Below are 17,251 nucleotides of genomic sequence, written 5' to 3' on the forward strand. Positions count from 1 at the left end.
TGAAATAAGGGGGCTTGTCCGAAAAAAGAAATACTCCCAACACGTAATAGTTAACGAGTTGGGAGTAGATAATTATGGTTTAGCGGACAGTAATAATTACATATAAGTCGCTTATAAGTAAAATACTTCCGTAAGGAGGGGATATTTTCCGGCTGTTCTCATCATCTTTTGGACGGCATCTCGTTTACTTCTTTTCTTATATCGAACGTCGGCCACATCATGGTATAAAAACAAGGTACGGATTTTACGAATCGGCACGGCTCTTATGAACAAGAACCCGTGCGTATCATGTAATCCGCACCTGAAAGAAAACCGTAAAGAGAGGAGGGGGTGCTCTCTCTTATTACACCGGTCTGTTATATGGACTTCTCAATATTCCATACAAATGCCCGAAGGCCCAACTGCTCCGTTTTCTTGTCCATGCCGTGCAGCACCTCCAGCAGAGGTTCCACCCGCTCATCCTCCACCATTGTGAGGATGGCAGAACACATGGACGGCCATGCGTGGCTGCCGTAATGTGGGTCGCCCGTTTTGCTTCCACGGCCGCGCACCTGCTCCCAATGGGTGAAGCCGCGGCAGTTCAGACGATCCAGTGTGGCGATGATGCGTTCGTAATACGCTTGGTCAAAGGTTATCAATACAGATTTCATACCTTATATATAATATGTTTATAGAATCAGTTATTTTTCTGTGCTGCAAAGTAAGCATCCAGTTCGAGCTGTTTACGCATCTTCCTGCGTTGACGCTTGATACCGATGCCACCGAAGATGCAATACATCGTGGGAACGTAGATCAGTGTCAGGATGGTGGAAACCGTCAGACCGCCAATCACGGCAATGGCCATCGGACTCCACATCTCCGAACCCTGCCCTGTACCGATGGCCATCGGGATCATACCGAGCACGGTGGTCATGGTAGTCATCAATACCGGACGAAGACGGCTCTTGCCGGCTGTGACCACTGCGCTCAAGACCGACCGGCCACGTTCACGGCAAAGGATGGTGTAGTCGATGAGTACGATACCGTTCTTCACCACGATGCCGATCAGCATGATGCTTCCCAGTAAGCTCATTACGCTCAGCGTGGTGTTGGTAAGGAATAATGCCATCAGCACCCCACCTATGGCGAACGGTACAGAGAGGATCAGGATGAAAGGATAGGTTAGCGACTCGAACTGAGCAGCCATCACGATGAATACCAGCAGGATGATGAGGACTCCCAGCGTACCCAAATCTGCGAAAGACTCTTGCTGGTCTTCGAACGAACCGGATACCTGAACGGTGACTTCCGAAGGTATGTCCATCTTGTCGATGATGGCATTACCGGCAGCAACCACTTTGCTCAACGGTACCCCTGAAACAACGGCAGACACCGTCACGATGCGTTGGCGGTCTTTACGCTCGATGGTGGGCGGTGCAAAACGTTCTACCACCGTACCCAATTCCTTGATGCGCACGCCTTCGCCTCTGGCATTATATACCAAGATGTTTTCTATCGCATCAAGACTGGTACGGAACTCCGGCGCATAGCGCACTTTGATGTCGTACTCTTCGCCATCTTCGCGATACCTCGAAGCGATGGAACCATTGATGCGATTGCGCAGATATCCGGCGGCAGTGGTCAGGTTCAAGCCATGCAAGGGCAGTTTCTCGCGGTCGAAGTCCACCTGATATTCCGGCTGATAATCACTCCGGCTGATGTTGACCTCGGATACACCTTCCACTTTAAGTAATGCACGCTTCAGCTTAGCGGCCACGCTGTCGGTCTCGGCCATACTGTAGCCATACACCTCGAAATCGGCAGATGATTGCGCAGCCATACCCGTGTTGTTACCACCGAAGATGACCTGCGCCTTGTTGAACTCGGGATAGTCTTTCAAGTCTTGGCGCATCTCATCGCAGACCGTAGCCAGGGAGATGTCACGGTCGGCAGGGTCTACCAAGCTGATGTTGAAAGAAATAATATGCGAACCGTTTGTTTGCATGGATGCCCATGTATTGTCGGAATCGGCTTGGCCTACGGTATAGTTGCACACCTTCATCACGCCTTTATATTTCGTCATCCATTGTTCGGCCAACCGCTGTGCAATCTCCTGTGCCACTTCCTTACGTGCACCTATGGGTAACTCAAGCTTCACTGCGATGCGGGCATTATCCTGCGCCGGGAAGAACTCGGTACCCACTGCTTTGGCACACAACAAACTAAGAACAAAGAACGCCACACAGCCCGCCAACACCAAAGCACGATGACGCACAGCCCAGTTCAGCAGCCGGGCATAGGCATTATCCAATCCGTCGAGTGTGCGTTCTATCGGCGCAAAGAAGACCAGGAAAGCCTTAGACTGCTTCCGTTGCAGACGGAGCAACTGCGAACAAAGCATCGGCGTGAGAGACAGAGCCGAAACGGTAGAGATGAACATGATGGCACACATCATCCAGCCCAACTGCTTGAACAATACGCCGGACATGCCGGAAATCATGGTGAGCGGGAAGAATACCGCAATCATGGTCAGCGTAGAGGCCACTACCGAGATGGCCACTTCATTCGTGCCATGCACCGCCGCCTGCTTGGGGTCTGAGCCGCGCTCGATGTGCGTAGTGACGTTTTCGAGCACCACAATGGCGTCATCCACCACCATACCGATGGCTATGGACAAAGATGACAACGAAATAATATTGATGGTATTGCCCGAAATTGCCAAATAAATGAACGATGCTATCAGCGAGAGCGGAATCGTGATACAGATAATCAATGTGGCACGCCAACGTCCCAGGAAAAAGAACACCACCAAGACCACGAACAGCAGGGCGTACATCACCGTTTCCGTCAGACTGTCAATTGTGTTCAGAATGTTCTCGGACGTATTGACAATGACACCTAACTTTACATCACTCGGCATATTCTTCTGCAAACGGGGAAGCACCTCCTGCACTTTCCTGGCAATATCTACCGAATTGGCACCTGATTGTTTCTGCACAACTATTATGGCTCCTTTCACTCCGTTGGTGTAAGTTTCTTGCGCACGTTCTTGCACGGTGTCCACTACTTTAGCCACATCTTTCAGATAGACGGTTGCTCCATTGTAAGCACCCACCACAACATCCCCCAACTGCCGGGTATCAGAGAACTCTCCTTCCACACGCAGAGAATAGGTCTCGTTTCCTATATCGAAATTACCGCCGGGCACGTTTCTGTTTTCTGCCCCGATAATGGCACTGATGGTTTCGATGCTTAGATTGTAAGCTTCGAGCTTATAAGGGTCACAATATACTTGGACTTCGCGTTTCGGAGCACCACTGATAGAGACCGTACCCACTCCGGGTATGCGTGCCAAAGTATTCACCACGCGGTCGTCCAGAATCTTGTAAAGTGCAGACCGGCTCTCATTGGCCTGCACAGACAGCAACACAATGGGAATCATGTCCGCGCTGAATTTGAAAATGATGGGGGTCTCCGCAGCATCAGGAAGCACAGAACTTACCATGTCCAGTTTGTCACGCACATCGTTCGTCAACACGTCGATGTCTTCTTTTCCAAACTCGAACTCCAGCGTGATCATAGACATATTCTCCGAAGAACGAGAAGTGATATGCTTCAAGTTGCTGACAGCATTCAGCACATTCTCCAATGGACGAGTCACGTTGTTCTCTATATCCGATGCACTGGCACCGGGATAGGCCGTCATCACCATGATCGTGTTCGTATCGATGTCTGGATACAAATCGATAGGTAGTCTGGACAAAGAGAACAGACCAAATATCACTACTGCCAGAAAGCAGAGCGAGGTCATAATCGGTTTCTTAACCGCACCTTCGTATAAGCTCATATTCTTGAATGATGAATTTTAAAATGATGATTTATTTCTCAACTTCTACTTCCGCACCATTGGTCAGCTTTGCCTGTCCGGCAATCACCACCTGCGAATGGTCGGGTATGCCCGATATGAGCTCGTACTCTTGCCCCATGCGGCGTCCAAGTTCTACCTTGTTATAAGAAACTTTTCCATCCTTATATACATATACATAGCGGTCGCCTGTGCCGGCTTGCTTCACTATGGCCAGGTCGGGCACCACCACGTTGTCTTTTGTTCCGAAGTTGATGGTGACACGGGCGAACATGCCGGGGCGTACCTTCTGGTCACGGTTGGCCAGTTTAATCTCTACCGGGAACGTGCGGGTGTTGGAGTCGATGGTAGGATAGACCAGACTGATTGTTCCCTCGAAAGTCTCATCGCCATAAACATCCAGTCGCACATTCACTTTCTCACCTTTCTTCACTTGCGTGAAGTAGTTCTCGGACGCGTTGATGAGCATCTTCACCGGGGTGATCTGTTCTACGACAAGTACGGGAGTACCACCGGCATACATGTCGCCGTTGTCATAGTTGCGTGCTGTCACCACTCCGTTTATCGGGCTGACCAGCGAAGTGTTCTCCAGCATGTTGTTGTAGGAAGTCCTGCGAATATCCAGATTCATCTTGGCTGCATCCCATTCCGAGCGGGAAACGCCACCTACCTTATAGAGCTCGTCGATGCGGTTGAACTCAACCTCTTGGTTGTCCAACTGAAACTTAAGTTGCTTCAGGTTAGCGGCATCCATGCTCACCAGCTTCTGATCCTTGACCACACGGTCGCCTACTTCCACCCATATCCTGTCAATGCGCACGGGTGATGAAGGGGCGATGCTGTTCTTCACCTCTGCCTCTACCGTAGCTGTATACTCCTGTATCTGCTCTACGGGGCGAGCGGCCACTGCTGCCAGTTTTACTTTCAGTTTCTCTTCCGACTGATTCACGGCATTTTTATCCTTTCCACTGTTGCAAGCGCCCAGCAATGCTACAGCAAGCAGGGCCATCCATTGAAAACCTCTCTTCATATCGTTGATTTTTTACTTTTGTGTGTTAATAATGTAGTCTTTTCCCAAAACTTGTTCAAGGTCGGCCTTAGCCACCAGATAGTTATAAATGGATTGATTATAGGTCAGTTCGGCCTGTGTGAGCTGCACTTGCGACGTGTTCAGTTCCAATACAGTACCCTTTCCCACCTCGTAGCGTTTACCGGCTATCTCTACCGCCTTCTTGGCCTGAAGCACATTCTCCTTGTTGCTGGCTACTTGTTCGGAGCTGGCGGCCATACTGTTTCGATAACTTGTCACCTGCATGTTCAGCTTCCGTTCGGTGTCGATGCGACTCTGTTCCAATTGATTTTTCTGTATACGGTTGGTCTTCAGCTTCGTGAAATTACTGGCCCGATAGAGTGGCATGCTCAAATTGAACATGATTGAAGAACTATGCGGCCAACGGCCGTAATCGAACAAGTTCCAATGATCCTTGTTCAATGCCTGATATTGATAAGAATAGCTCATGCTTAGTTTGGGCAGGAAGTTGGCATGCAGAGCTTTGGTATTCAGTTCCAGCAGCTTCCGGTTCAGTTCCAGTTGTTTCATGGCAGAATTGGTTGCCAACCTGTCATCCAACGGTTCCAACTGGGTAGCAAACAAATCGGTTTCGTACCGGGCCAGACTGTCGGCAATCCGAAGTGTCACATCAGCCGTAACGCCCATCAGCACCTTCAGTTGTAATCCGGCAAGCGTAACCGCATTAGCGGCCGAAATCAGATTGGGCTTTACACTGCGCATCTGCACCTCGGCACTGATCTTGTCGAACTCGCTGACCTTGCCTTGCCGGAACTTTGCATTAACCACCTCATAGTTCTCTTCAGCTACCTTATAACTCTGCTGCAACACCTCGTAAGAGTCTTGCGCCAGCATCAACTGATAGTAGGCCTTCGTTACCTGATTCACCAAATCGAGTTTGGAAGCACGCGATTTCTCCACCGCCAATGCTATGTCTGCCTTTGTTATCGACATGGCTCGATAAACACTGGGGGCAAACAGAGGAAGACTGACACTCAACACTCCCGTCGCCGTGTTCGAGTTGTCTCGCCCCATCTTGAAGGATTGCCCGCCAAAGTTGATTTCAGCTGCCGTAATGGTATGGTTCAGCGTACCTGTAAGCCCCGCTTCGGGCAAAAGGTTTTGCCATGTCTCCTTATAGGCCACTTTCTTCAAAGCTATCTCCTCTTCGGCCACTTTGATGGTAGGATTATCGCTCAGCGCTATTTCCAGTGCCTTGTCGAGATTCAGAGTCAGGGCTTCCGTAGCCTCTTGCGCCCTTGCATGACCGCCTGCACACATCAGTACGGCAGCCAGCAGCAGCGTTCTCATTTTCTGCATCTTCATAAATCAGTATTTAATTTATTTATTAAGTTCTTTCTATATTCACGGATAAAATCTTCCAGCATCTTGCCGCCCTTCTCCGTAGAGATGCCACGCAAAAAAGTGAACATAATGGATTCGTAAACAGCTATAAAGGAGTATTGGTTGCAGATGTCCGAATTCATCAGCAAATCGAGTTGGTTGTACACTAACAATCCGGCAATGGAAAAGTTGATATCATCGCGGAAAAGACCCTGACGGACACCCTCTTTGAAAAATTTGAGTGTCTCTTCCGAGTCATGACGACGGCGACCGTCCATCAGTTGAAAAGCCTTGGGATATTTCTTAATGTCTTCAAAGAAACTCTTGTTCGTGGCATGATACTTCTCTATGATCCACAGAAACATGCGCAACACTACTTCCATTACATTGTCGGTAGTGGAGAGAATACTATTCACAAACTCATCACTCTCTTTTTGCTTTTTGCGGATGCACTCTTCCAACAGCGTTTCTTTATCAGGAAACACTTCATAGAGAGTACGTTTGGAGATACCCAAGGACGCAGCAATATCGTCCATGGTAATACTTTTAATGCCATGTTCCATGAAGGAACTCATGGCTACACCGATAATACGTTCTTTCAGTTCCGCCCGCGATGCTGTCCTTTTCGTTTGCCCGCTCATTTTCCGCTTTGTTTATCCTTAAAAATTAATTACCGCTCCATATCGGAACAAATACGGGACAAAGATAGAAAGAAAACGAAATTCGCTAATTCAGTTTTCTTTCTATTTCATTAAGAATTAATAAATATTATGGTTATTGCATGCTTATTGATGAGAAATCAATACTCGAACTTGGTTCTGTTCAAGAAAGCCACCGTCTTATGAATTTCCTTATACATCACGATGTCTTCTTTTACAAATGGCACTTCTTTGCGATACTCATGCAGAAAACGTTCCAAAACGGGCGAGGTCTTTGCCGGTCTGCGGAAGTCGATGCCTTGAGCAGCGTTCATTAACTCGATGGCAAGAATATGCTCCAAGTTGCCCATAATGCGATAGAGCTTGGTGGCTGCATTGGCTCCCATACTGACATGGTCTTCCTGTCCGTTGCTGGAGACAATGGAGTCGCTGCTGGCAGCATAACAATACATCTTGTTCTGGCTCACCATAGAAGCCGCCGCATATTGGGGTATCATAAAACCGGAGTTCAAGCCGGGATTGGCAACCAGAAATTCCGGCAGCCCGCGCAATCCCATGATGAGTTGGGCCACCCGGCGTTCGGAGATATTTCCCAGTTCGGCAAGGGCAATGCCGAGAAAATCATACGAAATGGCCAACGGCTGTCCGTGGAAGTTACCGCCGGAAATGATGCGGTCTTCATCGGGAAAGATGGTAGGATTGTCCGTAACGGAGTTTATCTCGGTCAGCAGCACAGACGATACATAGCGAATGGCATCTTTCGTTGCACCATGTACTTGAGGAATGCAACGGAAAGAGTACGGGTCTTGCACGTGCTGCTTGGGGCGGGCTATCAGTTCGCTCCCATCCAGCAGTTTGCGGAAGTTCTCGCCGGTTTCTATCTGTCCTTTGTGCGGCCTAATCTGCTGGATGCAATCCATGAACGGGTCGATGCGTCCGTCGAAGGCTTCGAGCGAAAGGGCAGCAATCAAATCGGCCTTCCTTGAAAGACGGAAAGCCTTCAGGATGGCAAAGACGCCGTTGGCACTCATGAATTGAGTTCCGTTGAGCAATGCCAGCCCTTCCTTGCTCATCAGCTTCACGGGTTCCCAACCAAACTCATCGAGCACGCTGATGGCTTCGCGCTTCTTACCTTTGTAATAAACGTCGCCCACACCGATGAGGGGCAGGAAGAGATTGGCAAGCGGGGCGAGGTCGCCCGATGCGCCCAACGAACCCCGGTCGTAGACAATCGGCATCACGTCGTTGTTGAAGAAATCGAGAATGCGCTGCACGGTGATGACCTGCACACCGCTATGTCCCAAAGAAAGGGCATGCGCTTTGAGCAGCATCATCAGCTTGATGATGACCGGCCGTATCTCCTCGCCTACACTGCAAGCATGGCTCTTTATCAGGTTTTCCTGCAAGACACCCAGCTCGTCCTGCGAGATGTTCTTGCTGCACAAAGAGCCGAAACCGGTGGTGATGCCATACAGAGGCTCTTCGGACTCCGCAATCTTTTTGTCCAAATAATCGCGGCATCGCTGTATGCGCTGCTTGGCTTCGGGAGCCAGCTCCAGCTTCAGGTTCTCATTGATGATGCGTTCGATGAGGTCGAAGGTCAGCTCACCCGAACCTACATAATAGACATTGTTCATACCTTCAGTTCTTGATTGATTTCATCCAACAGTTCTTTCTCCTTTGCACAGGCAAGGCGTTCCAACTCGTCGGCCTCGTTGCTGAGCTTGGCAACAAACTCCTTATCCTTCAGCGAACCGAGGTTGATGCGTACATTCATCAGCGCACCCAGCACAGAGGAGCGGGCGGACATCATGGCCACGCAAGCATCGGTGACGGCATTACGGTTGCCCAAGCGAGCCACGTCCATGATGAGTGTCATCAGTTCGTAGGCATTGCGTGCCACCTGCATCGGCACAAGGGCGGCAAATTTGGTGGCTTCCTGAATGGCGGCGCTGCGTGCGGCTTTCTCTTCGTCCGTGGCTTTCGGCATCTTGAAACAGGCAAACACGGCGTCATAGGCTTCCGAGTCGCGGTCTATATCTTTCACAAAAGTTTCTTTTTGCTGCAAAGCAAGTTTGGCGATATGCCCCATCAGTTCTTCATGAAGTTCATAGCCTTTCTTTCCAAGGGTGAGATTGGCAACCATAGCAGCCAAAGCAGAAGCTATGGCTCCGTTCAATGCGGCAATGCTTCCGCCACCGGGAACGGGATCACTGCCCGCCACCTTATCCAAGAAATCTTTAACGGTTAAATCTACTAACATAGTATGTACTCTTTTTAAGTTATAAGGTTATTACGTTTTTTAGTTCAAGGTGTGGGATACAATACCCCTTCCTTGATTGTGGTATTGACACAATTCATCCCTATATAATAAGGTAGGAAATGATAATTATCCGTATTCAGCACAACCATATCGCCCTTTTTACCAACTTCGATACTGCCGATGCTGCCGGCACGGTTCAGGGCGGCCGCACCGTTCAGGGTCAGGGCAGTGATGGCTTCTTCAATGCTCATCTTCATGTAGATGCAGGCCAAAGCGAATGTAAGAGGAATGGAACCGGAGAAGCAACTGCCGGGATTCAGGTCGGTGGCAAGCGCCACGGCACAACCGGCATCAATCATCTCCCGCCCACGGGCATAGGGTTCTTTCAGCGCAAAGGCTGTCAATGGAAGCAAGGTAGCCACCACACCCTTGTCGGCCATAGCCTGTATGTCGGCATCGGAAGCGTGCAGCAGATGGTCGGCCGAGACGGCAGAGAGTTCGGCAGCCAATCCGGCACCGCCCAAAGGCACAATCTCGTCGGCATGGAGTTTCAACGCAAGCCCCATCTCTTTGGCGGCGAGCAACAGCCGGCGCGACTGCCCGATGGAAAAGACGCCCTGTTCGCAGAAGACGTCGCAAAACTCAGCCAAGTCGTTTTGAACTACGCAAGGCATCACTTCGCGGATGAGATAATCCACGTATTCGTCGGTGCGCCCGCCGTATTCGGGCGGAACGGCATGTGCGCCAAGAAAAGTGGAAACGATGTCTACCCGCTTATGTTCGTCATTATGGAGGCTGCGCATCACACGGAGCTGAAGGAGCTCAGTCTCTTTATCCAATCCGTATCCGCTTTTACCTTCCACGGTGGTGACTCCCATGGCACTCATCTGTTTCAGGAATCCTTCGGCTTTACTGCGCAGGCGCACAAAGTTGGAGGCGCGGGTGGCTTTCACCGTGCTGACAATGCCGCCACCACGCTGCATGATGGACATGTAGCTCTCGCCCTTCAAACGCCATGAGAACTCTTCGGCACGCTCGCCGCCAAACACGAAATGCGTATGAGAGTCTACGAAACCGGGCAACAGGCACTTGCCACGGGCATTGTAGTGCCAATAACGATGGTAATAGCCGTCACGGTTCTCGCCACGATTCTCGCCGACGTAGGTTATCGTGCCGTCGGTCACCTCCACCGTAGCATTGTCGATGATGCGCAGTTTGCCCATCTCCCCGCCGCGACGGGCTGAGAAACCGACGGGCGTGACAACACGCGCATTGAAGATGATCAGGTTCTCCATTACAGCACTTGCTTCATCGTGAAATTCTCCAGCCCCAGATAATAGGCCGCCGTGTCAACCAACGCCTCGACAGGCACCAGACCGATGATTTCGCTCCCCACGATGCTGACACCGTAGCGGCGGGCTTCGATGCGTACCAACTCGAAAGCACGATAAAGGGCGGTGCGGGTATAGTCCGTCATGTTGATGGAAACTTGGGTGATGCCACGGTCTTTCAGTTCCACGCCCATCGCTTTGCAATAGCGCAGACCGCCGCCGATGAAGCGTATCTTCTTGGCGATGTCGTGGGCTATCTCCAGACTGGGGGTACTGAGGTTGATGTTGTATGCTATCAGGGGCATGCGTGCTCCGATGGCTACCGTTCCTGCGGTGGGATGCCGGCGGGCCGGACCGAAATCGGGCTGCCATTCGGGTTGTGTTATCTTCTCGGCCATGCCTTCAAACTCTCCTTTGCGGATGGCGGCCAGATTCTCGCGGTGCGGGGCCGTAGCCGACTTCTCGTACAGGAAGACGGGCAGGTCGTAGCGTTTGGCCACCTCCTCGCCCACCTCTCTGGAGAGTGCGATGGCATCTTCCATCGTCACGTTCTTTATCGGGATGAAAGGAACCACGTCTACCGCTCCCATGCGGGGGTGCTGCCCCTGATGCTTGTTCAGGTCGATGAGCCGGACGGCTATGCCGATGGCTTCGAGCACGGCGTCGCGCAATGGTTCGGGTTCGCCCACCACGGTAACTACCAGCCGGTTATGGTCTTCATCGTTGCTGTAATCCAGCAGTTTCACACCTTGACGGGCACGGAAAGGGGCCACAATCTTGTCTATCTTCTCCAAATCGCGTCCTTCGCTGAAATTGGGGACGCACTCCATTACTTTGTCCATACTGTTATATTAATAAAAGGAGCCTCACCTCCCGACCACTCCCCCCGTAGGGAGGGGAGAAGCGGGTGTCGGGATAAGGCCGGGGTAATTAATTTGTTTATTTATTGTTTCTGATTTAATCGACTATGCATTCGGGAACTTCATCGCTTTGCACTCTTTCTTATCCTTTTTTCGGGAAAGGGGCGGCGACGAGGCTTTGTATCAGGTTTTCGTCGGTCACATAGGGCATGGTGATGTGGTATCCGTCGGCATGCGTGCGGTTGAACTCGTCGCTCGTCTCCATGGCATGCGGGTTGCGTGCCCACGAGCGGCGTGCCACACCTCCCATTACGTCCCACAACATGGCGGAACGCAATATCTCGTCCACCCGTTCGGAGCCGTCGCACACCATACCGAAGCCTCCGTTCACGGCTTTGCCGATGCCCACGCCTCCACCGTTGTGCAGCGCCACGAGGCTCATGCCACGGGCACAGTTTCCGGCAAAGCACTGTACGGCCATATCCGCCATGACGTTGCTGCCGTCTTTTATGTTGGAGGTTTCGCGGAACGGGGAATCCGTGCCGCTGACATCGTGGTGGTCTCGTCCCAACATAATGGGGCCTACTTCGCCGCGACGCACCATCTCATTGAAGCGCAAGGCTATCTTCATGCGCCCTTCGGCATCCTGATAGAGGATGCGGGCCTGCGTGCCTACAACGAGATTGTTCTTCTCGGCATCGTGAATCCAGTTGTAATTGTCCAAATCCTGCCCACGGCGATTGGGGTCGATGCACTCCATGGCGGCACGGTCGGTCTTCACCAAATCCTCGTGCTTCCCGCTGAGGCACACCCAACGGAACGGACCGTAGCCGTAGTCGAAGAGTTCGGGCCCCATGATGTCTTCCACGTAGCTGGGGAAAATGAAACCGTTTTTGTCGTCGCCGTCGCGCGCAATTTGGCGCACACCGGCGTCGTAGACAGCTTTCATGAAAGAGTTGCCGTAGTCGAAGAAGTAAGTGCCCCGTTTCACCAGCGTTTCGATGGCTTTGAAATGGCGCTCCAGAGAAGCGTCGACCAGTGTGCGGAACTGCTCCGGATTTTCGTGCAGCAGACGGGTGCGTTGCCCGAACGTCAATCCGGCAGGGCAATAACCGCCCTCGTATGCGGCATGGCAGGAAGTCTGGTCGGAAAGCAAGTCTACCGGCAGGTTCTCGCTTACGGCATATTCCAGCACGTCGACCACGTTTCCATGATAGGCCACGGAGATAGGGCGGCGGTTCTCCATCGCCTGCCGTGCCAGTGCAAAAGCTTCGGGCAGCGAGTCTGTGACGTGCCCCACCCACCCTTGCGTGTGGCGGGTTTCGATGCGCGACGCATCTACCTCGGCTATGATGGCCGCCGCCCCCGCCATTTCGGCGGCTTTGGGCTGTGCGCCGCTCATGCCTCCCAAACCGGAAGAGACAAAGAGGCGTCCCCGCAGGTCGCCGTTCTGAGGAATGCCGAGTTTCAATCGTCCGGCGTTCAGCAGGGTGTTGAACGTGCCGTGCACGATGCCTTGCGGGCCGATGTACATCCAACCGCCGGCCGTCATCTGGCCGTAGTTGGCAACGCCCATCTGCATGGCCGTGTGCCAGTCCTTCGGATTGTCATAAAGCCCCACCATCAAGGCATTGGTGATGATGACACGGGGAGCTTCGGGCTTCGACTTGAACAGTCCCAACGGGTGTCCGCTTTCGATGACCAGCGTCTGCTCGCGCGTCAGCACTTCCAGGTATTGCTTGATGAGACGGTATTGCATCCAGTTTTGGCACACCTGACCCGTTTCGCCGTAAGTGACCAGTTCGTAGGGATAAAGCGCAATGTCGAAGCAAAGGTTGTTGTCAATCATCACCTGAAAGGCCTTGCCCTCCACGCAATTGCCTTTATATTCGTCGATGGGTTTCGCTTTCAGGTCGCCCTGCGGACGGTAGCGGTAGCCGTAGATGCGGCCACGGGTGCGAAGTTCTTCCATGAACTCCGGGGCAAGCGTTTCGTGCAATTCCTTGGGGATATAACGCAATGCATTCTTCAAAGCCGTGGCAGTCTGTGCCTGATTAAGGGTATAGCCACGGTCGGGTGCCCGCCTGATTCCCTCGACGAAGGAGGGATATGGAGGCAATGTTTTACTTAAGGTTATCTCCATAGTATTTCAGAGAGTTGGTTACAATTTGTCAAAAGATGCAGCCTTGCATCCGCCGCAATATAGAAATAATTCCCAATATTCGCAATAGTATGGGCAGATTATTTATCATTTAGTCAGCAGGTTTTTATCCTTACCATGCCATGCCCGCTCTTGTGGAAAGCCGGCTTCCGGATTTCTCCGCCTTCCGATAAAAGGAATGTCCCCCTACATCTTTTACTTGCACACGTCCGGAATGTAAGTTTGCTTTCTTGCAAAGGTACTGCACGATTACTGCAACAGTGTTGCAGCGGCACTGCATCCATACTTGCAGTAGCACTGCAAAAGGCTTGCAGCGACTTTGCAACGCCTTTGCAGCAGAGTTGCGACATCTTTGCAGCGCTTCAGCCACCCGCAGGCAAGAAAAACGCCATCGGCTTGCAGCAAAACAGCAAACCGATGGCGACAGACCTGCCCTGTGCAGGCAATGCGACAACAACAGGCAACTACCACGCCAGCCCATATTCATAGCCGTCGAACCGTGGCGTTATATCCAGTCCGGCAGCTTTGAACACATGGGCTATCCGCTGTTGCTCTTCGGGCGTAATCAGCCGTTCGCCCTTGCGGCTATGATAATAGTAACGCTCGCACGAGAAACATCCCATCACACGAAGGCGTATCTCGGAAGCCCGCTTCAAGGGCACTTCGTCAAAAAGGCGGGTCATGCCCCGGGCATAATGCAACAGTTCGTTGGAACGATAGCAGGCGCAGGCAGAAAAGTCGGACAAACGACCGACATAAAGCGGGTTGACCGCATGAACCGTCTGCGGCTGGGGTTCTTCACTCTCGGAAAGCAGTCGCGCCGCTATGGCGCGCAGACAAGTAGACGCCTTGGAGCACTTGCCAGCACCCGCAAAGCAATACTCGTACCCTTGAGGCACGTTTTGCAATAATATCATGTTCAGTGTTTAGTGATAAGTGATTAGTATTGATGGTCAGGAGAGGGAGATTGCTCACGGAGAAAGTGCAGGTATTTGCCGATGACCCCTGCCGCATCGCTTACCTCGTTCTCAAGCAAGGCTTGTTGTTCGGGATATCCGTCCAACAGGCGCATCATCTGCTCTCTTCCCACAAAGTCCGACTTTCCCGTTTCAGGATTCAACTCATAATATACACGCGCATTTACCAAATTGCTGGCATTAATGGCATCTCCCACTTCACCTCCCAGTTTCGTGGCATCATCGGGAGTCATGGTACTGGCAGCCGCTTGCCCCAAAGGTTGGGCAGTGAAATAGATTTTCCCACACACCCATATGGCAGGTGCATACCAATTGCCGAAACGATAGCTCTTGTAGCGCATCTTCCTGCAATTGACATACAACGAAGTATCTATCCGCACAGCGTAACAGCGCGATTTCAGGTATTTGCAAAGTCCGGGATTATCGTCTGCCATGATACGATAATCGGCACCTCCCGTCAAATAAATCTGATTCTTTGTCCGCTTTTCTATTCTCAAAGTGGTCACCGTATCGCCACTGTTTTCAACCAATTCCTTTAAATTAGAATACATTACCTGCTGTGCCGCACTTGGCAACACCCACAGCAATGTCAAAATGCCTAACATCCACCGCTTTTTCATATCCTATCTCCTCCTTGTTGATTCTTTGTTTTCTTGACCGAAAGATACACTTTTTATAGAAAGCAGACAAACATTTGGGCGAAAAAGACAAAAATTTATCAACATCCGGGAATTTCTACTATTTCTCCATCCTCTCCTCAGGACACCTCCGATAAGCATCGCATCTTCAATAAACACGTCCCCTCCACCAATGGTAGCGACCGATAAGGCAGTTCCCGATGACTTCTATTGTGAGAACCGTCCTCATTTATTACCTTTGCGCCATCATATCACCACGTAAATATCAAGGAAATGAACAACATAGAAGAGATAAGCGCCACCTACCGCCGCATTGCGGAAAATTCGAAATCGGAACTGAACAAAGTACAGCAGCAGATTTATCGCATCGGCACTTTGCGGCTGTTGTTATTCGTCGGCGGAATAGCGGGAGTGATTTATTTTCGGGCCGAAAGCTGGGAGATACCGGCCGGCATCGTCCTCATCACCCTCTTGCCCTTCCTGTTGCTCATCAAATACCACAACCGCCTGTTCTACCGGAAAGATTATCTGGAAAAGAAAGTGGAAATCAACGAACAGGAACTGGCAGCCCTCGGCTACGACACTTCCGCTTTCGATGACGGTGAAGAGTTTATCAACCCCGCCCATCTCTACTCTTTCGATTTGGATGTATTCGGTCCGCACTCTTTGTTCCAATACATCAACCGCACATGCACCCGCTTGGGGAAAACCCGGCTGGCCGACTGGATGGGGCGGCATTTGGAAGATAAGCAGGAAATCGAAAAGCGGCAGGAAGCCGTCAAGGAGCTTGCTCCCGAACTGAAATTCCGGCAACGCTTCCGCATCCTCGGTCTGCTGCACAAAGGGAAAAGCGCCGATGAAACGGAACTGAAGGCTTGGGCGGAAAGTCCCGCCGTGTTTCGGACTAAAAAGTTATTGCGTGCCTTGCCCATAGCGGTGACGGGCATCAACGTCCTATGCATCGGTCTTGTGGTGGCAGGCATCCTGCCCGCAACCTTCTATGGCATCGTCTGGATTGGTTTCGTTGCCGCAGGTTTCAGCTTCACCGGCAGAATCACCAAGATACAAGCCATCTATGGGAAGAAGCTGCAAATTCTTTCCACGTATGCCGGCCTGCTCCGCCTCATGGAGAAACACCCTGTGCAATCTGCCCTGCTCAAAGAGATAAAAGAGGAAATCGGCGGAGAAAAGCGGAAAGCATCCCACGCCATCCATCGGCTAAGCAAACTGATGGACGAACTCGACCAGCGCAACAACGTATTCATGTACATCATCCTCAATGGGCTGTTCTTTTGGGAATTGCGCCAGATTATGCGCATAGAAGCATGGAAAGAGCAGCATGCCTCCGACCTGCCCCGTTGGCTCACCGCCCTCGGCCACATGGATGCCCTCAATTCTTTGGCCACGTTTGCCTACAACCATCCGGATTACACCTACCCCGCCATCATCGAGAGAACGGACACAAGCACCGTTTCCTTCCGCTTCCGCGCCACCTCCATGGGGCATCCGTTGATGAACCGGAACACCTGCGTACACAACGACATCGACATGGAAAAGCGCCCGTTCTTCATCATCATTACCGGTGCCAACATGGCAGGAAAAAGCACTTATCTGCGCACCGTGGGCGTCAACTACCTGCTGGCCTGCATCGGCACTCCGGTATGCGCCCGCCAAATGGAAGTACGCCCGGCCCGGCTCATCACCAGCCTGCGCACATCGGACTCGCTGAACAACAACGAGTCTTACTTCTTCGCCGAACTCAAACGGTTGAAACTTATCATCGACAAGCTACACGCCGGCGAAGAACTGTTCATCATCCTCGACGAAATTCTGAAAGGAACTAACTCCATGGACAAACAAAAAGGCTCTTTCGCCCTCATCAAGCAATTCATGTCTTTGCAAGCCAATGGCATCATTGCCACCCACGACCTGTTGCTGGGTACTCTCATCGAGCTTTTCCCCGACAACATCCGCAACTGTTGCTTTGAAGCCGATATCACAGACGACGGTTTGACCTTCTCATACCGTATGCGTCCCGGCATAGCCCAAAACATGAACGCTTGCTTCCTCATGAAGAAAATGGGCATTGCCGTTGCCGACTGAAT

Annotated in this window: 14 protein-coding genes; 2 read left to right on the top strand and 12 right to left on the bottom strand. The window is 51.5% G+C overall.

The window, feature by feature from the left end; genetic code table 11:
- Positions 1–356: 356 nt before the first annotated feature.
- The 10 genes from EV202_RS06570 to EV202_RS06615 all read right to left on the bottom strand — a co-directional run bounded on the left by EV202_RS06570 (position 357) and on the right by EV202_RS06615 (position 13,513).
- Positions 357–650 carry a PG0541 family transporter-associated protein gene (locus EV202_RS06570; protein WP_106069177.1) on the bottom strand — a complete coding sequence of 98 codons (294 nt, stop codon included), beginning with the start codon at positions 648–650 and terminating at the stop codon, positions 357–359.
- A gap of 26 nt (positions 651–676) precedes the next feature.
- Positions 677–3,826 (bottom strand): efflux RND transporter permease subunit, encoded by a 3,150-nt coding sequence (locus EV202_RS06575; RefSeq protein ID WP_106069178.1) that lies wholly within the window; start codon positions 3,824–3,826, stop codon positions 677–679.
- Positions 3,827–3,857: 31 nt separating this feature from the next.
- The gene (locus EV202_RS06580; RefSeq protein ID WP_131926249.1) at positions 3,858–4,874 is read right to left on the bottom strand and encodes an efflux RND transporter periplasmic adaptor subunit; all 1,017 of its coding nucleotides are present in this window, start codon (positions 4,872–4,874) and stop codon (positions 3,858–3,860) included.
- A 12-nt stretch (positions 4,875–4,886) separates the two neighbouring features.
- Entirely contained in the window at positions 4,887–6,239 is a 1,353-nt protein-coding gene (locus tag EV202_RS06585; RefSeq protein WP_106069180.1) for a TolC family protein, read from the bottom strand.
- Positions 6,236–6,898, bottom strand: a complete 663-nt coding sequence (locus EV202_RS06590; protein WP_106069181.1) for a TetR/AcrR family transcriptional regulator — start codon at positions 6,896–6,898, stop codon at positions 6,236–6,238. Before EV202_RS06590 ends, EV202_RS06585 begins: the two co-directional genes overlap by 4 nt.
- A gap of 158 nt (positions 6,899–7,056) precedes the next feature.
- Complete coding sequence (gene hutH, locus EV202_RS06595; RefSeq protein WP_131926251.1) at positions 7,057–8,553, bottom strand: histidine ammonia-lyase; 1,497 nt, start codon at positions 8,551–8,553, stop codon at positions 7,057–7,059.
- Positions 8,550–9,179, bottom strand: coding sequence for a cyclodeaminase/cyclohydrolase family protein (locus EV202_RS06600; protein ID WP_125239201.1), 630 nt, complete (start codon positions 9,177–9,179; stop codon positions 8,550–8,552). Before EV202_RS06600 ends, hutH begins: the two co-directional genes overlap by 4 nt.
- A gap of 44 nt (positions 9,180–9,223) precedes the next feature.
- Positions 9,224–10,474, bottom strand: a complete 1,251-nt coding sequence (gene hutI, locus EV202_RS06605; protein WP_131926253.1) for an imidazolonepropionase — start codon at positions 10,472–10,474, stop codon at positions 9,224–9,226.
- The gene (ftcD, locus tag EV202_RS06610; RefSeq protein WP_106069185.1) at positions 10,474–11,352 is read right to left on the bottom strand and encodes a glutamate formimidoyltransferase; all 879 of its coding nucleotides are present in this window, start codon (positions 11,350–11,352) and stop codon (positions 10,474–10,476) included. Before ftcD ends, hutI begins: the two co-directional genes overlap by 1 nt.
- A 160-nt stretch (positions 11,353–11,512) precedes the next feature.
- On the bottom strand, positions 11,513–13,513 hold the full coding sequence (locus tag EV202_RS06615) for a urocanate hydratase (protein WP_131926255.1): 2,001 nt from the start codon (positions 13,511–13,513) through the stop codon (positions 11,513–11,515).
- Positions 13,514–13,753: 240 nt separating this feature from the next.
- Between EV202_RS06615 and EV202_RS06620 the strand changes: the two genes are divergently transcribed.
- Positions 13,754–14,020: a hypothetical protein gene (locus EV202_RS06620; RefSeq protein ID WP_131926257.1), complete on the top strand. Its 267-nt coding sequence runs from the start codon at positions 13,754–13,756 to the stop codon at positions 14,018–14,020.
- Here the strand turns inward: EV202_RS06620 and EV202_RS06625 are convergent.
- Positions 13,996–14,448, bottom strand: coding sequence for a DUF6078 family protein (locus EV202_RS06625; protein ID WP_106069187.1), 453 nt, complete (start codon positions 14,446–14,448; stop codon positions 13,996–13,998). The genes EV202_RS06620 and EV202_RS06625 overlap by 25 nt on opposite strands.
- Before the next feature lie 23 nt (positions 14,449–14,471).
- Positions 14,472–15,128 (bottom strand): DUF6563 family protein, encoded by a 657-nt coding sequence (locus EV202_RS06630; RefSeq protein WP_106069188.1) that lies wholly within the window; start codon positions 15,126–15,128, stop codon positions 14,472–14,474.
- Between the two features lie 291 nt (positions 15,129–15,419).
- On the opposite strand from EV202_RS06630, the gene EV202_RS06635 reads away from it, so the two are divergent.
- Complete coding sequence (locus EV202_RS06635; protein WP_131926259.1) at positions 15,420–17,249, top strand: MutS family DNA mismatch repair protein; 1,830 nt, start codon at positions 15,420–15,422, stop codon at positions 17,247–17,249.
- Positions 17,250–17,251: the final 2 nt, after the last annotated feature.

Origin of the sequence: Prevotella heparinolytica (assembly GCF_004342845.1) — a bacterium.
Taxonomy (GTDB): domain Bacteria; phylum Bacteroidota; class Bacteroidia; order Bacteroidales; family Bacteroidaceae; genus Bacteroides; species Bacteroides heparinolyticus.